We start from the raw sequence: 19,124 nt of genomic DNA on the forward strand, positions 1-19,124 counted from the left end.
CCTGTAATCCTGATTTCCTGAAACAAAGATGTTGATATCTTCATGTTCTGCTATTTACTGAGTATTGTTAGTTTTGTGGTTCATCCAATTATCATTCCCATGATCGAGTTAGACCATTTCTTTCAGGCGCCAGATGGAGCTGTCCGTGTAATACAACTAATCCAGTTTGAATTACAGGAACCCTGGAGATTGGTTGAAGGAGATAGATTGTTGGGGAGTATAGCCAAACTTCGGGGAGAGTGGCGACAAGTACTTGGGGAGAATTTACCTAATCAATTGGTTTCATCAGCAGGAACATTCATCGATCGACAGCATTATCATTCATTGCCAGCAGAAATAATGGCGCGTTGGCCCAAACTCATTGAACAGGTGGTGATGCGTTCTGATAGTGAATTTATGGTGGTTTGTAAGGCTCCGGTAAGCTTTAAAACATTTGAACAAATTTTTTCCAAATATGTGGTATCCTTGCTGCAAGATGAATGGCCTGTTACATTTAGGGTTTATAACCATAATTTTAGCCAGGATTTTGTTTTAAAAACCAAAGGTAAAAAGAAGAAAGACTACGGAATTGCCCTTAGGTGGTAGAATTTGAAAATATAAAGGTAACTCAACATTTAATGAAAATCGCCTACATTACTTACAGTGGAGCACTGAAATACGGTACAGCCAATAATTTTAATGAAAATGAAGACCTTTTACCTTTTTTACAAAGTAAAGGACTGGATATTGTTGCAGAAGTTTGGGATGATCCAAAAGTAGACTGGAAGCATTATGATGTCGCCCTGCTTAAAACACCCTGGGACTATCATGAAAAGTTTGAACAGTTTAATATCTGGCTAAATAAGCTGGAATCATTAGGTTTACGCTTGCTTAACGAATATCAGATAGTGAGATGGAACATGGATAAACATTATCTGGCAGAAGTTGCTGCGGCCGGCTTTGATATTATACCTTCCATATTTATTGAAAAGGGTTGGAATAACGATCTGACATTATTTTTTGAGCAATTGGGAAGTGATCAGCTGATTATTAAGCCTTGTATAAGCGGGGGCTCAAAAAACACACTGATTTTAAACCGGGCAGGGGCTATTGAAGATAAAGCTCAGGTAGTTGCATTGGTAGCCGAGGACGATTTTATTCTCCAGCCATTAATGCCTCAGATTCAGGAGGGTGAATGGTCTTTTATTTTCTTTAATGGGACCTATAGCCATACTATTCTTAAGAAACCAAAAGAAGGGGATTTTAGGGTACAGCAAATTTTTGGTGGAACCATTGAGGTCGCTTCTCCCGCGCCAGAATACGTTAAAATAGCCACAAGCTTAGCCTCAACCTTTGCCCAGAATACCTTGTATGCAAGGGTAGATGGATTAATGGTTGACGGTAAATTTTTGCTTATGGAACTTGAACTCATAGAACCATTTCTTTACTTGTCTTACGATAGCCAGGCTGTTGAGCGGTATTATCAGGCGCTTGTTGAACAAATAAGTACAGCAGTAGATCTTAAAGGTTAGCCTTAGCCACAAGCAGCCGTAACGGGTAGCTGTTCCTGTTCTGGTGTTTCCATTCTTTTTGAAATGGATTGAATGTGTTGATCCAGATTTTTAGTTCTTATTCTGCTTAAAGTTTCTAAACGAACACCCAGATAGCTCGCCAGATAACGCTTAGGAATGCGATCAAAATCCTGGTTACTGCTTTCCAGTTTGTGGTATCGGTCTGAAGCCTTTGGGATTCTAGCCAAAATGGATCTTTCTGAGGCCGCATAATAATGCAATGCCAGAAGTTTTCTCCCTATCGGGTTAGCCTCTGGAAAGATTGCATACGCATTTTCGATCAAGGTGTAAGGAATACAAATTAATATGGAATCTTCAAGTGCCTGAATATATTCTACTGAATGATTGGAACATTCTATGGGATGGCGGATTGCTCCAATAACTTCATTTCCGAAGCTAAACCAGGTGCTGATATCTTTTTTTCCTTCCTTTATAAATCCCCTTACAATTCCACTAACTAAAAAATAGAGTGACGCATTATTGTCAATAGGAGATAAGACATACTTGTATTTTCTGACCTTGATCAGTTTACAATTTTGCTCATGCGCTTCCATAAATGCTTTGGATAACGGATGAAATTGCTCCAGGTATTGAAATAGCGGAAGCAATGGAGAATGAAGTTTCAGTTCTGGCATTAAGACAATAAATATAGGGATAGCATTGGTATCAAAATCGTTATTTGAGAGGCCTATAATAACATAGTGATATCGATGTAAAGTTACATTCAATTCGCTAAAAGCAGCATAAAGTGCAGCTTTGATCCTCTAACCATTCAATCGTTAGAAGAGAAAATGATCGGATAGTTGAATGATTGAATGATTGAGTGATTGAATGATTGAATGATTGAATGAGAGATGATTGATGTAGACGTTTGCTTGTAACAATTACAAATTTACTCATTGAGTTATATGTGCTTCCTGATTAAGATAATAGCTAGGCATTGATCCTTTTTCCTTTTTAAAGGCATTGTAAAATGTGGCCAGACTTTTAAAGCCAGACTCATATGCAATGGCTTCAATTGTTATTTTATCACCCTTGATAGGGTGCTGTTTTAGAAAATGGGCTACACGATAGCTATTAATCCAATCACGAAAGTTTTTACCGATGTGATTGTTAAGGATATAAGAACAATGGTGAACGGGAATATCGAGTTTTGCAGCCAGATCGATAATCTGAAAATCAGGCAATAAATAAAGCTCCTGATTGGTCATTAATTCTTTCATCGATTGTCCGTATGCTTCGAGCAGCGGTGCCGGGATTTTAACTTTTTTCCCCTGCTTTGGAGTTGATTTTTCGGGTTCTTCTTTTTTAACAGGAGCTTGCTTGTCATTTTCTTCCAGCTGCTCAGCAAGGACTTCTTTGGTAAGCGCTTTCTTTTTCCAATCTACAGCTACAAGTAAATGACCATAAAAGATACTGGGTTTATGGAGGATGAACAAAATCAGGCATAATAACGCTAAACAGTTTATGATGATGAAAAAGTTGAGCGAATAAGGGATTTGCAATGCCTTAAATATTGCAGGTACCAGGCCGAGTATTTGAAAAAAAGTAGCTATCCTAACAAAAAAGAATAACCAATAACGTTCTGTATCTGTGATTTTTGACAAATTGTTTTGCTTTTGCAGAAGAAGCTTAATCCATGCCAATGTGAGATAGATTATCACTAAAAATGGTCTGAATGTATATTGAAACGCTGCCGGAAATAAACCACTTCTTTCTTTCAATGAAAAATATCCATCCGCTGCAAGCTGGCTCATAACGATATCCCAGTTTATGGAGACAAATGCTGGCCACGGAAGTACGTGAATTAGGGCCAGGAAGGCCGGTATGAAGTGAAGCCACTGTACGCTCTCAAGCTTGCTTTTATTGTCGATAAAACAGCTGAGGTAAAGATAAAAACATGCCGGTGCAGCATAATAAAAGGGTGTAAACACCAGGAAGGTAATTCTGGTAGCATTCAATTGAGCAGATGTAGCCAGAAAAATAATCAGGATTTGCCCAAACCGCGAAAAAAATAACAATGAAAGCAAAACATTAAGCAGCTTATTCCCTTTCTTCGCAAAGAATAAGTGAAAGGAAAATAAAAGTAAGAAAAGACAACTGGTACTCGCCAATAGATTCAACAACTGCATAGCAAGAGCTAAGATAGGGCTTTGTAATGGAACAGGCCTAGTACTATTCGGTTTTGTTGATAATCATCATCTGGTAGTTAAGTAATTCAAACGGAGCTTAAGAAATGTTTGCCAGTTACCGCTCTTATACCTTATACGCTAATTAACTGCTTACGAAGTCTCCATACCCGGTATTCTCATCTTTACTATACAAGCCGCTTAACTTTAACTTAACATGTATCAACTTACTTTGCTATGGCTTTGCATCATTGGCTGGCTAATTTCATATGTTTAAATATCTGAGTGTCTTATTATCGGTTATTATTTTTGTTTCGAGTTTAAATGCTCAGGAAGAGAAGCTCGCATCAATAGTGGCTAATCATCAACAAAATCCCACCGAATCTTTGGTCCGGTTAAAAAAAATATACGCACAATCAATAGAGGATAATAATCCGCTGTTGGAGGGTCGATGCTTACAACAAATGGGTAAAGTATGTTATGCACAGGGACACTTTAGTCAGGCATTGGATTTTTTTTTAAAAGCTGATCAGATTTTCAATTCGGCTAAAAAGCCCTTGCTAATCGCTACTAATCTCCTCGATGTAGGAATTCTATATTATTATATGAAGCAACATGAGAAGGCCATGAACAGCTATCGTGCAGCTTTCCATATTTATAAAAAGAACAATAATTTAAGTGGGACTGCAAATGTTTATGGGCATATTGGCCAGCTTTATGAGAAGAAACAACAATATGACAGTGCATTTTACTACCAGAACCTGGCGTTAAAAATCTATCAACAAAATAATGATTACAGGGCAGCAGCAAAAATATATGAGAATTTAGGCAGTATTTATGAAGATTTAGAAAAATTTGACGCTGCCCAGCTTAACTTCCAACGTTCATTGGCATTGTATCAGCAGGATAAAAATGATCTTGCCAGCATAGAGGTGATCAATAACCTGGGTGATATACTTCGAAAAACGCGACACTATCCGGAAAGTATTATAAAAACACGGCTTGCTATGAAACTGGCCCGTAAGTTGGGAAACATTTACCAGTTAGCTTCCTGTTGCAGGGATCTAGGTAAGGCTTATGAATTGATGAACAGGATGGATAGTGCATACCATTATATTAAGCTAGGGTATAAATATACATTAGACCTCTACTCGGAAGACGGGGCTAAACAAGCTGCTTTCCTTCAGGTATTGTACGATATAAATAAAAAGAGCAATGAAATTAGCAAATTGCAGAGCGACAGAAAAATAAACGGGATTATTGTTTTTTCGGCAACGCTGGTGATCCTGTTACTTGTGCTGTTGGGCTTCGTTATTTTCAGCAGGCAACGTTTAAAACTAAAAGATCAGCAAATGCTGGCCAAACAGAAAGATATTGAATATGATATGACCCGTTTGGCGCTTAAAAACCTTCAGTTAGAAGAGCTGAGTTTAAAGCAACTTCTGGAAGTTAAAAGTAGAGCGCTATCCACACATACACTTAATCTCATTAAACATAATCAGTTTCTCGAAAGTCTGAGAAATACACTTCAGGCTATGGTGAAGGATGATAAACGCGATCAGAAGAAGCAGATGAATCAAATATTAACAGAGATTAATCAAAGCTTTAACCACGAACGCAATTGGAAAGAATTTACTTTGGCATTTGAACAGGTACATCATCAGTTTTTAGAAAACCTCAAAAAATTTAGTCAGGAATTAACTTCGGCAGATATGCGCCTCATTACCTTACTAAAAATGAATCTGGATTCTTCAGATATAGCAACTTTACTTGGTATTTCTACAGATAGTTTAAGAGTGTCCAGATACAGACTTCGTAAAAAGCTTAATCTTGTGCAAGGTGATAACCTGTCTGCCTTTATTCAAACCTTGTAAGCGTTACATCAGGCGGAGTAAATTTACTTTTTTTAAGGGATTTTACCCCCTTAACAATTTGTTAATGTAACGGTAATAAAAGGATAACGGCGTTTTTGTGATTTATTATATTCTTGGTAATCAGTATTTTAAATGTTTGTGTTGCCTTTTGGTATATGCATATGGTAACGCTGTTGCCTTTATGTAACCCTCAGCATTTCATTTCAATGGAATTGTGTACACACCTTTGCGGCGTCGATAAATAAAAAGACATTACCAAACGCAATGAACAAACTTTTACAAATTCTGTTTTTACTTCTTTTTTATGCAGGCACAGCCAGTGCAGCAAAAATAAAAGGTCGTGTTTATGACAGGCAAACCGGTGAAGCCATAGTTGGTGCCACAGTGATCTTGGAAAACCCAAGGCGGATAACCAATACAGGTTTAGATGGAACCTTTGAATTTAAAGGGGTAAACGTAGGGAGGGCGACAGTAAGTGTGAGCTATATTACCTACAAAACAATCTCTAAAACCATTGTAGTAGAGAAAGAGGATAACGATCATTTAAAGTTTTACCTGGAAACTGACGCCAAAAGCCTTGATGACGTAACCATAAAATCCAATGCAGTAAGTTCTACTGATCAGGGAGCACGCAGGCTGGAAAAAAATGCTACCCAGTTGATGAATATTGTTTCAGGAAGATCAATCGAAATTTCCCCTGACCTCACGGTAGCCAATGTGATGCAAAGGGTTTCGGGTGTTTCGATAGAACGCAACAGCAACGGTGATGGGCAATACGCCATTCTGAGAGGCATGGATAAACGCTACAATTATACCTTGGTTAATGGGGTGAAAATTCCCAGTCCGGATAACAAGTACCGTTATGTACCCTTAGATCTTTTTCCTTCCGATTTATTAGATCGTTTAGAAGTTTATAAAACGCTTACCCCAAACTTGGAAGGTGATGCAATAGGTGGAGCAGTTAACATGGTGATGAAAAATGCTCCCGGGCGATTTCAGCTGAATGCAAATTTATCTTCAGGTTATAACCAGTTGTTTTTTGACCGAAGCTTTGCCAGCTTTAAATCATCAGGAATCAACTATAAATCTCCTTATGAAATCAATGGAAAGAACTATAATGCAGCCCAGAATGATTTTACACCTGGAACACTTGATTATCAATATAAAAAGCCAGCCCCTAATTTAATCGGAAGCCTATCAATCAGTCAACGGTTTTTAGCTAACAGGTTAGGTGTAGTATTAGCCGGAAGCTATCAAAATACTTACCGGGGGAGCAACAGTACTTTTTACAATACTGCAGTTAACGGAACAGATGCCTTTGCTGTAATTACCAATAAAATGTATCGGAAATTTTCAGAGCAGCAGCAACGTACAGGTTTACATGGTAAAATTGATTATGTTCTTAACAAGAACCATCAAATCAGTCTGTACAATGTTTATGTTAACTTAAAGAATCAGCAGCTCAGGGATGCAGTAACCACTACCTATAATGGTGTTTATAATCCTGTGTTAGGGAATGCAGAGTTGGTTTACAACACGCGTAGTCGCTTAACCGAACAGCAGATTTACAACAGCACTTTGCATGGCGATCATAATTTTTTCGATGAGAAATTTAAAGTTCAGTGGTCGGCTGTATATTCATCTGCTAAAAACGACGTTCCAGAAAATACCGGCATCAGCCTGAATGGTGTTGAGCAAAATTTTCAGCGTAAACAAACCAGCTTAGTCAATACTTCGCCTGTAAACAGGAGATGGGAGCGCAATACCGATGAGGATTTGGCAGGCTATTTAGACCTTACTTATCGCATGGCGATTGGAAAAGATAAACTGGATTTAATGGCTGGTGGCTTATACCGTGATAAACAAAGAAGCAGTTTCTTTAACAATTATACTTTAGCACCAGGTGCTGCAGATGCAAATGATATTTACGGAGTTGATTTTCAAAGTTATACTGATTTAAATTTAGTAGTTACCAATCCTACAGGGGCAGTAGCTAATCCTTTAACCTATGATGCTGTGGAAAAGATTGCTGCGGGTTATGGTATGTTTAAGTATAATGCGACCAAACTTGAAGTAATTGGCGGGCTTCGCGTAGAGCATACCAATCAGGGATATAATTTGCTTTTTCCGGCGGGAGAAACAACACCAAATGGCAAGCAGGTTTATACCGATGTTTTGCCAGGTTTAACGGCTAAGTATTTTTTAACTGATAAAGCACAATTACATGCTTCCTATTACCGAGCGCTTAACCGTCCGGGATTTTATGAAATTGTACCCGGAAAAGTGGTTAATGAAGAATTTCAGGAACGTGGAAATCCAAATCTGAAACGCGCCCTCGCCGATAATTTTGATTTGAGGTACGAACTTTTTCCAGGTGTTTCTGAACAACTTTTAATAGGCGCTTTCTATAAAAGAATTAATGATCCTATCGAATACACTTTCCAGGCAGATGCTACACGTGGACAGGATATTTACTATACACCTGGCAATTTTGGTACCGCGAAAAACTACGGTGCTGAAGTAGATTACATTAAATATTTCAATAAAATTGGCATTAAGGCGAATTATACCTACACCCATTCGCGCATTACTACACCAAAAACCACCAGAATTATAAACCCTGCAACAGGAGACATCCAGGCGCTGTCGGTTGATCAGGAACGTCCGCTTTATGGGCAATCAGCTCATATTGCCAATTTATCTTTACTTTTCAAGGATACCAAAAAAGGACTTGATATTCAGGTAGCAGGAGCGTACACAGGCCCAAGGATTAATACAGTTTCTCAGTTTTTAAATAATGATTTATGGCAGGAAGGCTTCATTCAAATGGACGCTTCTGCCGAAAAGCGCTTTAAAAGCGGCATAAGCATCTTTATCAAAGCCAATAATATTTTGAATACGCCAACGAAACTATTTATAAAAGGTATCAATCCGGAGAACGATAAAATCAAAGAAGATTTGGTAAAAGACAGTCGCACGCTGATTAGAAACGATTATTATGGTCAGAATTATCTACTAGGCTTCAGATATAAATTCAATTAATTAAAATTTTAAAAAAGTAAAGACATGAAAACGAGACAGTTTTTTAGTTTAATTATTCTTTTCTTGTTCGTACTAACGGGGTGTGAAAAGGCTAATATAGATGTAGATACCAGCACCGTTGATGGAGCTGCCATAGGCGAAGTTTCTGGTGTATGGGCAAAGGGAAGTACACAGGTAATTAAAGGGGATATTGTAATTCCTCAAGGAAAGTCATTAACCATTGAGGAGGGAGTAACCATTTTGATGGATACACTTGCCAAGCCTGAAATTATTGTGAAAGGAAATCTTTATGCCTTGGGAACGGCCGAAAACCCAATTAAATTTACCGTGAATGAATTTTATAAAACCCCGGCAAAGAAATTTGGAAAGCTTTGGGGAGGCATTTTAGCCGGGCCAACCTGCGAAGAATTGGTACTGGATCACGCCATCTTAGAATATGGTGGCTCTACTACTTCCGATGCTTCAACATCAGTTAAAATGGGCCTTTATAAAGCTGTTGCCGGAGAGAATTTACCTGCACTTTGGTTCGCCAATGCCAGTGGCAGATTAGTGGTACAAAACAGTATCATCAGGAATTTTCAGGAAGACTGTACGTATATCGAAGGTGGAAAGATTATTTTTGCCAATAATGTTTTTTATACCACCGGAGTAACCGGAGGAGAGGCGATGAACTTCAAATCGGGATGTTTGGCAGATATCGCCTACAATTTGGTTTACAGTACCAATACAAATGCCCTAAAATTATCTAACAGTGGAGACAAAACGCCTCAAACTTACATCATTGCCTACAACAATACGATGGTGAATACCGGTTGGAGAAGGCCCACTGCAAAGGGAGGATCCGTATGGTTAGAAAGTACTGTTCGGGCAGATTTATACAATAATCTTTTTGCCAATACACGTTTTGGGATAAAAAGGGATCCAAAGAAGCCGGAAGATAGCCGTTCAGCTTACAGCAACAACTGGTATTATGGTTATGATCAAACTACGGTAAATCAGTTTCAATCTACCGGAGACATTGTGGGTGGTAAAAATGATGTAATCAGTAATGTTGCAGGTGCAAACGACCCGAAATTTGTAAATTATCCCCTGAATACAGCAGTAAGCAATGCTGATTTTAACATCGCCTGGGACTTCCATTTGCAAGGTAACTCACCGGCATTAGGTAAAGGAGTTACCAACTTTACCCGTCACCATCAGGCCGGAATTATAATGAAAAATGGCCTAACTTATACCTCACCTCAGCCATCAACTTTTATTGGTGCATACGGAACTAAAATATAAAATGAACTATAAATACATCTTAAATTTTGCCGCATTAGCGGTTATATGCCTTACCATTTCATGTAATGGAGGTAAAATACAGGAAAATGCCAGTGTGGTAAAACCACTTTATATATCAGAACCTGTAGATTTTGATACAGATGACCCTGCCATTTGGATCAATCCACAAAACGCTGCTCAATCTTTGGTGATTGGTACCGATAAAGATACAAACGGCGGTTTGTATGTATTTGATCTTAAAGGGAAGATCATTAAAAATAAAACGATTAAAGGATTAAAAAGACCCGATAATGTCGATATCGCATATGGCTTACTACTTGGTGGCAAAAAAACAGATATTGCAGTTACCACAGAGCGCTACACGCATAAATTAAGGATATTTTCCCTTCCGGAGATGAAGCCTGTAGATAAGGGTGGCATTCCGGTTTTTGTTGGTGAAACAGGGGTAGAGTATCGCGACTTAATGGGGATAGCGATGTATACAGATCCTACAGGAAAGGTTTACGCTATAGTTGGCCGTAAAAGTGGACCTAAAGAAGGGGGCTACTTATGGCAATATGCTTTAACAGATGATGGAAAAGAAAATGTGAAAGCAGAACTGGTACGTAAATTCGGCAAGTACAGTGGCAAAAAGGAAATTGAAGCCATTGCTGTAGATAATGAATTAGGTTTTGTTTACTATTGTGATGAGCAGGTAGGCGTTCGTAAGTATTATGCAGATCCTACAAAAGGAAATGAAGAACTGGCTTTATTTGGAAAGGGAGATTTTTCAGTTGATAATGAAGGGATTGCGATTTATAAAACGGCAGGAAACAAAGGTTATATCTTAGTGTCCGATCAAGGTGCGCAGCAGTTAAAAGTTTACGATCGGGTAGGGCAGGCAAATGTTGCAAATCCTCATCCACTTTTGGCTACCATCAAATATTCCGCAAATCAAACCGATGGTATCGATGTCGTTTCAGTCCCATTAAATTCAGATTTTAAGCATGGTTTATTGGTAGCCATGAGTGATGACAAGACTTTTCATTTTTACCGTTGGGAAGACATTGCTGGCAAACAGCTAACCGTTAATCCTTAAGCCCACGGTCCGTGGCTCACGGACCATTTCATCTACCTGTTGGTGGCATCACTGACGGGCAGATATAACCACCCCCTCCATCACGCTAAACCTATGCACCCCCTCCTCGAAAAAAGGAGGGGAGTTGTAACCTGCTCGGTGAATACCTCAACCATTCGTGTTAAAATGAAGACTCGTTTAACTAATAAAACGATAAAATTTAAAATTAATGATCAGTAAATCAGTTGTTTAATAAATAAGTCTACTAATTCTATAGAATTACTTGTTTAATTTGTTTGAAGTTTATATTTTTACAAAAAAAATAATAATCATTCACTAGCAAAATATACGTTCGATATGAAATCCCGCAGACAACCACAGCTCACTTTTCTGATGTCTTTATCAGGTAGGTACAACTGCTGTTGCCGCTAATTATAAGCTAAAATATAGGTCACCCCTTATTTAAGGTCTCTCTTCAATATTCTTATTTTGAAGATCCTGGTACCCCGGGACAAGTTGAGAGAATATTATGGTGGTCATGTATTTTAGCCAATAAGTTGCCGGGGTATCAGGAACCACCTAACTAATCACCACCACTAGTTTAGGTTTATTACTCTAATTAATTCACCACCATTAATTAGTTGATTTATACAGAAGAAGGGAGAGTCAGTCTCGTTGAACTTCTAGCAACTTTCCATAGGAAAAAGTGCTCAAACTGATCTAGCAATAGATTATAAATTAACCGATAACCAGTAAACTTAAGTTTCTGTTAAGGATTTTTTCAGTGTCATTACGCTTCAGGTGCACCGGGGTGTTTCGATGTGGGATAAATTTCTTGTCTGATGGTTTACTGTTATCTAAAACCAATAGTGTTTTAACTAAAATCGATGATGATGAAAACTTCAATTTACTCCAAAATTGCATGCCTGGCAACTTCGGTGGCCTTACTGAGTGGAACAACCTTCGCCAATGGCCCTAAACCTTTTCCAAAAGAGGGCATCTGGCGGGGTGTATTTCGGGTAAGCGAATCGCAGGTCCCTTTTAATTTCGAATTCAAGGGTAAAGACCCTAAAAATGCTGTATTAACCCTTTTAAATGGTTCTCGCAGAGATGATTTTCATGTAGAACGAAGGGGAGAAGATTCTATCTATGTCAAGATGAATACTTACGATGCTGCTTTAGTGGCAAAAGTAGAGGCCGATGGCTCATTAAGTGGCGAATACCGCAGTTTAGTACCTGGTTTCCGTGGTAATTCATTGCCTTTTGTTGCCGAACACGGCAAAGCATATCGCTTTGTAGAACCCGGAAAAGATGTTACGCCTAAATACGATATCTCAGGCAAATGGGAGATCAAAACCTACACCAAAGAAGCTGTTCCTGCTTCAATTGCCTTGTTAAAACAGAATGGTAATAAACTTACAGGTGTAATTATGACAGTTGTAGGTGATACCCGCGAATTAGAAGGTACGGTACAGGGAGATGAATTTGAGCTTTCAGGATTTACCGGACCTAGTCCGTTTATTGTTAGAGGTAAAATTAACGACGATAACAGCATTACAGGAGAGCAAGGGTTCGGGATTTATAAAAACCTGAAGTTCGACGGGCAACGCAATGATAAAGCAGAACTCCCCGATCCTTACAAATTAACCTTTTTAAAAGAAGGCTATAAGAAACTTGATTTTACCTTTCCAGACTTGACCGGGAAGCCTGTTTCACTCAGCGATGATAAATATAAAGGCAAAGTGGTCATTATTGAAACTATTGGTACCTGGTGTCCAAATTGCACAGATCAAACTGTTTTTCTTTCTCCCTGGTTTAAAAAGAACCAAAAACGTGGTGTAGAAGCAATAGCTATCGGTTTTGAACAAAAAGATGATCTGGAGTATGCGAAATATACACTTGGTAAACTAAGGGATAAATATGGCATTACTTACGATATCCTTTTTGGCGGTATTGCCGATAAAAAAGTCGTAGCCGAAAAGCTTCCTGCTTTAAACAAGTTCATCGCTTTTCCAACCACAATTATCATTGATAGAAAAGGCGAGGTAAGAGAGATTTACACCGGATACACCGGAACTGTAACAGGCAAATACTTTAACGAGTATGAAGCCAAATTTAACAAAGTACTGGATGAGCTTATTGCAGAGCCTGTACCAGAACGTACTGTTGCCCAAACCGAGAACGGTAAATAAACATTAAACCATAACTAAACTTGCACCAGTGCACCTGAAAATGTGCTGGTGTGTTTCAACCTACACTAAAAAATAAAACGATGAGCAATTATTTTACAAGATTTCAGGTGCTGGCCGTAGCCTCGCTGATTTCGACATCAGCATTGGCAGCACACAAACCAGATGAGAAGCCCAAAGTGGCTAAGAAATTTATTAAAGAGGGAATATGGAGAGGGGTTTTCAAAGTTGCAGAAACAGAAGTGCCATTTAACTTCGAATTAAAAGGAAAGGATGCAGAACATGCCACTTTTACTCTATTAAATGGTACAAGGAGAGATGATTTTCACATCAGCTATCTGGGGCAGGATTCACTCTTTATCAAAATGAATACCTATGATGCCGCTTTGGTAGCCAAAATAGAAAGCGATGGTCGCATATCAGGTGAATACCGTAGTCTCGTTCCTGGATTAAAGGGAAATTCACTACCCTTTACTGCCGAACAAGGAAAGACCTATCGTTTCATCGAGCCGGGTAAAGATATAGCTCCAACAGCAAACTTAACCGGAAAATGGGAGTTTAAGGGGTTTTCTAAGGAGGCCGTTCCCAATAAAGTAGCAATCCTGAAACAGGAAGGTAACAAACTCACAGGAGTAATTATGCAGGTAACGGGTGATAGTCGTGAGCTGGAAGGTACTGTTCAGGGAAATCAATTTGTACTCTCTGGATTTAGCGGTCCTAGTCCGAAGATTTACAAAGGCACAATCAATGAAGATGGCACCCTTTCCGGTGAAATCTCTCAGGGGATTTACGACAATTTGAAGTTTACAGGGGTAAAAGACAGTAAAGCAGAATTGCCTGATCCATATAAAATTACAGCTTTAAAAGAAGGCGTTAAAAAACTGGCCTTTACCTTTCCTGATTTGACGGGTAAACCAGTATCCCTTACCGATGATAAATACAAAGGCAAAGTGGTTATTGTAGAATTGGTAGGTACCTGGTGTCCAAATTGCACAGATCAAACCATCTTTCTTTCTCCCTGGTTTAATAAAAATGCCAAAAGAGGTGTAGAGGCCATTGCCATCGGCTTTGAGCAAAAAGACGATCTGGAATATGGTAAATATACCCTGGGTAAACTTCGTGATAAATATAACATCAAGTACGATATCCTATTCGGAGGATTGGCAGATAAACGTTTGGTAGCTGATAAACTCCCTGCCTTAAACAAATTTATAGCTTACCCAACTACCATCATCATCGACAGAAAAGGAGAGGTACGCGAAATATATACCGGCTATACCGGAACAGTAACTGGTAAATACTACGATGATTACGAGAAAAAATTCAATAAACTATTGGATGAACTCATTGCCGAACCTGTACCATCTGCATCCTATTTCGAAGCCCAGGCCACTGGAAAATAAACAAAAGCATAAACCAAACCCATATATCATGTTACAGTATAAAACAATTGCATTAGCAGCAACAGTAGCCTTACTTTCGGCAGTGAACACTCCTAACGGTCCGAAACCGAAAACTAAAATATCCGTAAGTACGGTTAAAAAGGTGTTGAGTTATAAGGTTGATGCCGGGCAGAGTAAACTTACCTGGTTAGCCAAAAAAGTAACCGGTGAGCATGCAGGAACCATAAATGTAAGTGCGGGTTCTCTTGACCTGGATAAGGGAGTACTTAAAGGTGGTAGTTTCGATTTGGATACCAAATCAATCACCGTAACCGATATTGCCGATAAGGAAACCAATGCCAAATTACTGGGACACCTTAAAGGAGATGATTTCTTTGCGGTGGAGAAATTCGGTAAAGCTTCATTTAAAATTACCAATGTAACCTCGAGTACTAAAGGTGCTTATAATGTAAAAGGAAACCTTACCATAAAAGGTATTACACATGAAATTAGTTTTCCTGCAACAGTAAAGCAGGAAGGGAACAAGGTGATAGCCAATGCCAAAATAACGGTCGACAGGACAAAGTACGACATCAAGTTCAGATCAAAAAGTTTCTTTGAAAACTTAGGAGATAAAACGATCTATGATGATTTTGACCTGAATGTACAACTTGTTGCCAATAACTAAAAATCTCTCTTGTTATGTTGATTTAGATGGGGAGAATGTACTGTTCTCCCTTCTAAAATTCATTCAAGCTATCCTATTTTTCTAATGAACAGAAACAAGATCAAAATTTTCTTTAGCCTCTCTGTTATAACCATACTGATGGCAGGATTTGGTGCCGACGATCCGGAAAACATCAATTCCAAGGAGCGTTTAGGAGAAAAACTGTTCTTTGATCCGATCCTTTCTAAAGATAAAACTGTCAGCTGTGCTTCTTGTCATCGCCCTGAATTCGCTTTTGCTGATACTGCAACCGTAAGTATTGGTGTGGGCGGAAAAAAAGGAACCCGAAATTCTCCCTCCGTTACCAATTTATCGGGCAGGCCTAATCTATTTTGGGATGGCAGGGTAAACTCACTTGAAGATCAGGCATTGCAACCTATTATTAATCCTGTAGAAATGGACCTGCCGATTGCACAAGCTATTGATCGTTTGAATAAAGATCAGGTATATGCAGCACTCTTTCAAAAGATATTTGGTTCGGCACCTAGTCAGAAAAATCTGCTTCAAGCCATCGCTGCTTTTGAACGTACGCTGGAAACAGCCAATAGTCCTTATGACCGTTATATCAATGGTGATGATAATGCCATTTCTGAAAGTGCCAAGCGAGGGAGATTATTATTTATTGGTAAAGCCAACTGTAATAATTGTCATTCCGGAGAAGATTTTACCGCCGATCGTTTCAAAGGAATTGGCCTGTTTAATGATGTAGAACTGAAAGATCAAGGTCGTTTTGAGGTTACCAAAGATCCTGAGCACAAAGGTCATTTCAAAATTCCAGGATTGAGAAACGTGGATATTACTGCACCATACATGCACAATGGGATGTTTAAAACCTTGAAAGAGGTAATTAAATATTATAATGACCCGGATGCAGTAATCAAAAATGGAAAAAACAGAGATTTATCCTTAAATAAACCATTAGGCCTTTCCGAAAATGAAATCGATGATCTGGAGGCCTTCTTGCGCTCGCTCACCGATGATCGCTTTCTAAAAACTGCTCAAAGCCATGTGCAGGGGCAAATAAAAAACTAAAAAATATCAAGCTTAACAAGCTTTTTCTGTTCTCAAAAAGAATGGATAGCCACTGTTTTGCCTATCCCAATTGTAAATATGAAAATAAAAATACTATCAATACTATGGTTATTTCTGGCGGTTAGTGCACAATTACGGGCACAGCAACGTGGCATTACGGGCGTGGTTACCTCGGCAGCTGACAAACAGCCATTACCCGGGGTTTCTGTCAGGATTAAAGGCCTGGAAGGCTCTACCGTGACGGATAGAGATGGAAAATTTAAAATATCGACCAAAAACGGACGTTTTTTGGAAATATCATATATCGGCTATAAGTCTTTGGTTTTAGAGATAGGATCAAATACCCAATTCGACATCGCGCTTGAAGAAGCTGATAATACCCTTACTGAATTACAGATTGTAGGCTCCAGAAATGCCAATCGTACCAAGTTGAACTCGCCGGTTCCTGTGGATATCATTAATTTAAAGGCATTACAGCAGAACTCGCCACAAGCCAGTGTTACGCAGTTGCTGCAATATGTTTCTCCCTCTTTTCACTCTTCAGTATCAGGTGGTGGTGATGCCGCTTCGGCAACTTCTACCGTTCAGCTTAAAGGGCTCGGTGTAGATCAGGTACTGGTTTTGGTGAATGGAAAAAGAAGGCATAAAAGTTCCAATATCAGCTGGGGCGGACTTGGAAATGGTGCTACAGGCTACGATTTAAATTCCATTCCGGTAGGGGCTATCGATAGGATAGAAATCCTTCGCGATGGTGCCGCGGCGCAGTATGGCTCTGATGCCATTGCAGGGGTAATCAATGTGGTACTCAAAAGTAATTCGGAAGAAGTGAACTTAAGCACCGTTGAGAGCATCCGCAGGAGAGGAGATGGATTAACAACCAGAACGAATGCCAATATCGGACTTAAATTAGGCTCAAAAGGCTTTTTGAACATTACAGGCGAATATGCCACTCAGGGAGTATCGCTCCCCGTTGGTAACGATACAGATGGGATATATATTGGCCCGGCCTATGGTGGAGGAGCCAATACACGAGGTTTTGATCAGATTTACACTAAAGAAATCGATGATGCCATTATCGCCAGCAGAGGGATTGACCGTCATTTTTTCGATCAAAGGGGATCAACAAACAAATCAAAAGATGGATTATTGTCTTTTAATGCTGCTATTCCATTAAGAGAAGGCTTTGAAATTTATTCATTTGGGGGAATAAGCCATAGAAATTCACAGTTTACGGCGGTGTACCGTCTTCCGGGATGGACCGAACGCAATAATACCTTCGTTTATCCGGATGGATTTCTTCCTGCTATGGATAATATCATCACCGACCAATCTTTCGCCGTTGGTGTAAAGGGAAAAATCCGTGGATGGAATATCGATGTATCTAACGTTTATGGCAGAAATGCTTTCGACAATATTATCAGCAACTCTTTAAATGCCAGCTTAGGGCAAAAAACACCCAGAACCTTTAATGCCGGAAGTTATAATGCTTCACAGAACAGCGGGAGTGTAGATCTTTCCCGCAAATTTGATAAAGTACTCCATGGATTAAACGTTGCTTTTGGAGGTCAGTACCGGGTAGAAACCTATCAGATTATTGCAGGAGAGGAAGGCTCTTATTCTAAAGCAGATTTAAGTCCCATTTATACTGTAGCCTATACCACCGGAGGCATACCATATTTTGTATCGTCAGGAAGTACGCCGCTAAACGGACTTTCACCAGGTTCACAGATTCATGCGGGTTTCCGTCCATCAAATGAAGTTAATGTAAACCGTTCTATTTCTGCTGCTTATGCGGATGTAGAATTGAATGTAACTGATAAATGGTTGCTTTCAGGCGCTTTACGTGTTGAGAATTATTCGGATTTTGGAAGTGTAACGACTTATAAAGCAGCCACCAGATATGGTTTTGCGAAATGGCTGGCTGTTCGCGGGGGCTTTAACACGGGCTTTAGGGCACCAGATCTGGCGCAATTCTATTATACCGAAACTTCAACAACGTTCCAGAATGGGGTAGCGATTGATCAGGTAACGGCAAACAATGTTAATCCGGCAACAAAAGCTTTGGGCATTCCATCTTTACAACCGGAAAGGTCTAAAGGCTATTCTGCGGGAATCACTTCTCAACCCATACAAAATGTAGAAATTACTGTCGATGCCTATCAGGTGGATATTAAAGACAGGGTAGGGAACACCGGACGTTTTTCGGCAACAGATACCAACCTTCCCGCAGATGTACGTGCGCTTTTTGTACAAACAGGTACTGTACAGGCCAAATTCTTTTACAATTCATTTAGTACCCGAACAAAAGGGATAGAGTTTACAGGAAGCTATCGGTTTTTACTGCCTAATGGCGGTAACGTGGCCTTCCTGGCCGGAGCCAACCTTCAAAAAACAACCTTAACGAAAGTAAATACACCGAAGGGACTGGAAGCCTATCGCTACATTATTTTCGATGAGAGCGAGCAGGCACGTGTAACTTCCAGCATTCCTCAAACTAAGGTTACCCTTCAAGGAACATACAATTTGAATAAATTTAACTTTTTGGTTCGTAGCGTCTATTTCGGTTCGGTAACTTCAGTGAGTCAGTTGAACGCAACCTTTCCTAAACCCGATTATTATTACCAAACTTATAGCCCAATCTGGATTACTGATCTTTCTGCAGGTTACCAGATTACGCCCGTGCTGAATGCGACCATTGGCGTAAATAATCTTTTTAATGTTCAGGGCGATTATGCGATCCCGGCTCCCGGAAGTAATGTAACCAGAACACCCTCACCAAGTGCAGCTCAATCGGGTACCAGTACCGGAATCCAACCATTTATCCGCATTGCGGCCAATTTTAAATAGTAAATCAGATA

Annotated in this window: 13 protein-coding genes and 1 riboswitch; of the genes, 11 read left to right on the forward strand and 2 right to left on the reverse strand. The window is 39.4% G+C overall.

Going from position 1 to position 19,124, the window contains the following annotated elements:
* The first annotated feature begins 99 nt into the window (after window positions 1-99).
* A complete protein-coding gene (locus ACQY77_RS22500; protein WP_421940069.1) occupies window positions 100-585 on the forward strand; it encodes a hypothetical protein in 486 nt (161 codons plus the stop codon).
* Between the two features lie 32 nt (window positions 586-617).
* Complete coding sequence (locus ACQY77_RS22505) at window positions 618-1,511, forward strand: ATP-grasp domain-containing protein (protein WP_421940068.1); 894 nt, start codon at window positions 618-620, stop codon at window positions 1,509-1,511.
* 2 nt (window positions 1,512-1,513) lie between these two features.
* On the opposite strand, the gene ACQY77_RS22510 is transcribed toward ACQY77_RS22505, so the two are convergent.
* Both ACQY77_RS22510 and ACQY77_RS22515 read right to left on the reverse strand, forming a co-directional pair.
* Entirely contained in the window at window positions 1,514-2,185 is a 672-nt protein-coding gene (locus ACQY77_RS22510; protein WP_421940067.1) for a Crp/Fnr family transcriptional regulator, read from the reverse strand.
* Between the two features lie 261 nt (window positions 2,186-2,446).
* Entirely contained in the window at window positions 2,447-3,682 is a 1,236-nt protein-coding gene (locus ACQY77_RS22515; protein WP_421940066.1) for a helix-turn-helix domain-containing protein, read from the reverse strand.
* Window positions 3,683-3,948: 266 nt separating this feature from the next.
* On the opposite strand from ACQY77_RS22515, the gene ACQY77_RS22520 reads away from it, so the two are divergent.
* The 9 genes from ACQY77_RS22520 to ACQY77_RS22560 all read left to right on the forward strand — a co-directional run bounded on the left by ACQY77_RS22520 (window position 3,949) and on the right by ACQY77_RS22560 (window position 19,113).
* Window positions 3,949-5,553 carry a tetratricopeptide repeat protein gene (locus ACQY77_RS22520; protein ID WP_421940065.1) on the forward strand — a complete coding sequence of 535 codons (1,605 nt, stop codon included), beginning with the start codon at window positions 3,949-3,951 and terminating at the stop codon, window positions 5,551-5,553.
* 264 nt (window positions 5,554-5,817) lie between these two features.
* A complete protein-coding gene (locus ACQY77_RS22525; protein WP_421940064.1) occupies window positions 5,818-8,595 on the forward strand; it encodes a TonB-dependent receptor domain-containing protein in 2,778 nt (925 codons plus the stop codon).
* A gap of 24 nt (window positions 8,596-8,619) precedes the next feature.
* On the forward strand, window positions 8,620-9,879 hold the full coding sequence (locus ACQY77_RS22530) for a right-handed parallel beta-helix repeat-containing protein (protein WP_421940063.1): 1,260 nt from the start codon (window positions 8,620-8,622) through the stop codon (window positions 9,877-9,879).
* 1 nt (window position 9,880) lies between these two features.
* Window positions 9,881-10,957 carry a phytase gene (locus tag ACQY77_RS22535; RefSeq protein WP_421940062.1) on the forward strand — a complete coding sequence of 359 codons (1,077 nt, stop codon included), beginning with the start codon at window positions 9,881-9,883 and terminating at the stop codon, window positions 10,955-10,957.
* Window positions 10,958-11,579: 622 nt separating this feature from the next.
* A riboswitch (SAM riboswitch) is annotated at window positions 11,580-11,676 on the forward strand.
* Between the two features lie 153 nt (window positions 11,677-11,829).
* Window positions 11,830-13,128, forward strand: coding sequence for a peroxiredoxin family protein (locus tag ACQY77_RS22540; RefSeq protein WP_421940061.1), 1,299 nt, complete (start codon window positions 11,830-11,832; stop codon window positions 13,126-13,128).
* An 80-nt stretch (window positions 13,129-13,208) separates the two neighbouring features.
* Window positions 13,209-14,528 (forward strand): peroxiredoxin family protein, encoded by a 1,320-nt coding sequence (locus ACQY77_RS22545; RefSeq protein WP_421940060.1) that lies wholly within the window; start codon window positions 13,209-13,211, stop codon window positions 14,526-14,528.
* A gap of 28 nt (window positions 14,529-14,556) precedes the next feature.
* The gene (locus ACQY77_RS22550) at window positions 14,557-15,195 is read left to right on the forward strand and encodes a YceI family protein (RefSeq protein ID WP_421940059.1); all 639 of its coding nucleotides are present in this window, start codon (window positions 14,557-14,559) and stop codon (window positions 15,193-15,195) included.
* Window positions 15,196-15,279: 84 nt separating this feature from the next.
* Window positions 15,280-16,266, forward strand: coding sequence for a cytochrome-c peroxidase (locus ACQY77_RS22555; RefSeq protein ID WP_421940058.1), 987 nt, complete (start codon window positions 15,280-15,282; stop codon window positions 16,264-16,266).
* Window positions 16,267-16,344: 78 nt separating this feature from the next.
* Window positions 16,345-19,113: a TonB-dependent receptor gene (locus ACQY77_RS22560; RefSeq protein ID WP_421940057.1), complete on the forward strand. Its 2,769-nt coding sequence runs from the start codon at window positions 16,345-16,347 to the stop codon at window positions 19,111-19,113.
* Window positions 19,114-19,124: the final 11 nt, after the last annotated feature.

The sequence above is a fragment of the Pedobacter sp. genome, from assembly GCF_965279535.1.
Taxonomy (GTDB): Bacteria; Bacteroidota; Bacteroidia; order Sphingobacteriales; family Sphingobacteriaceae; genus Pedobacter.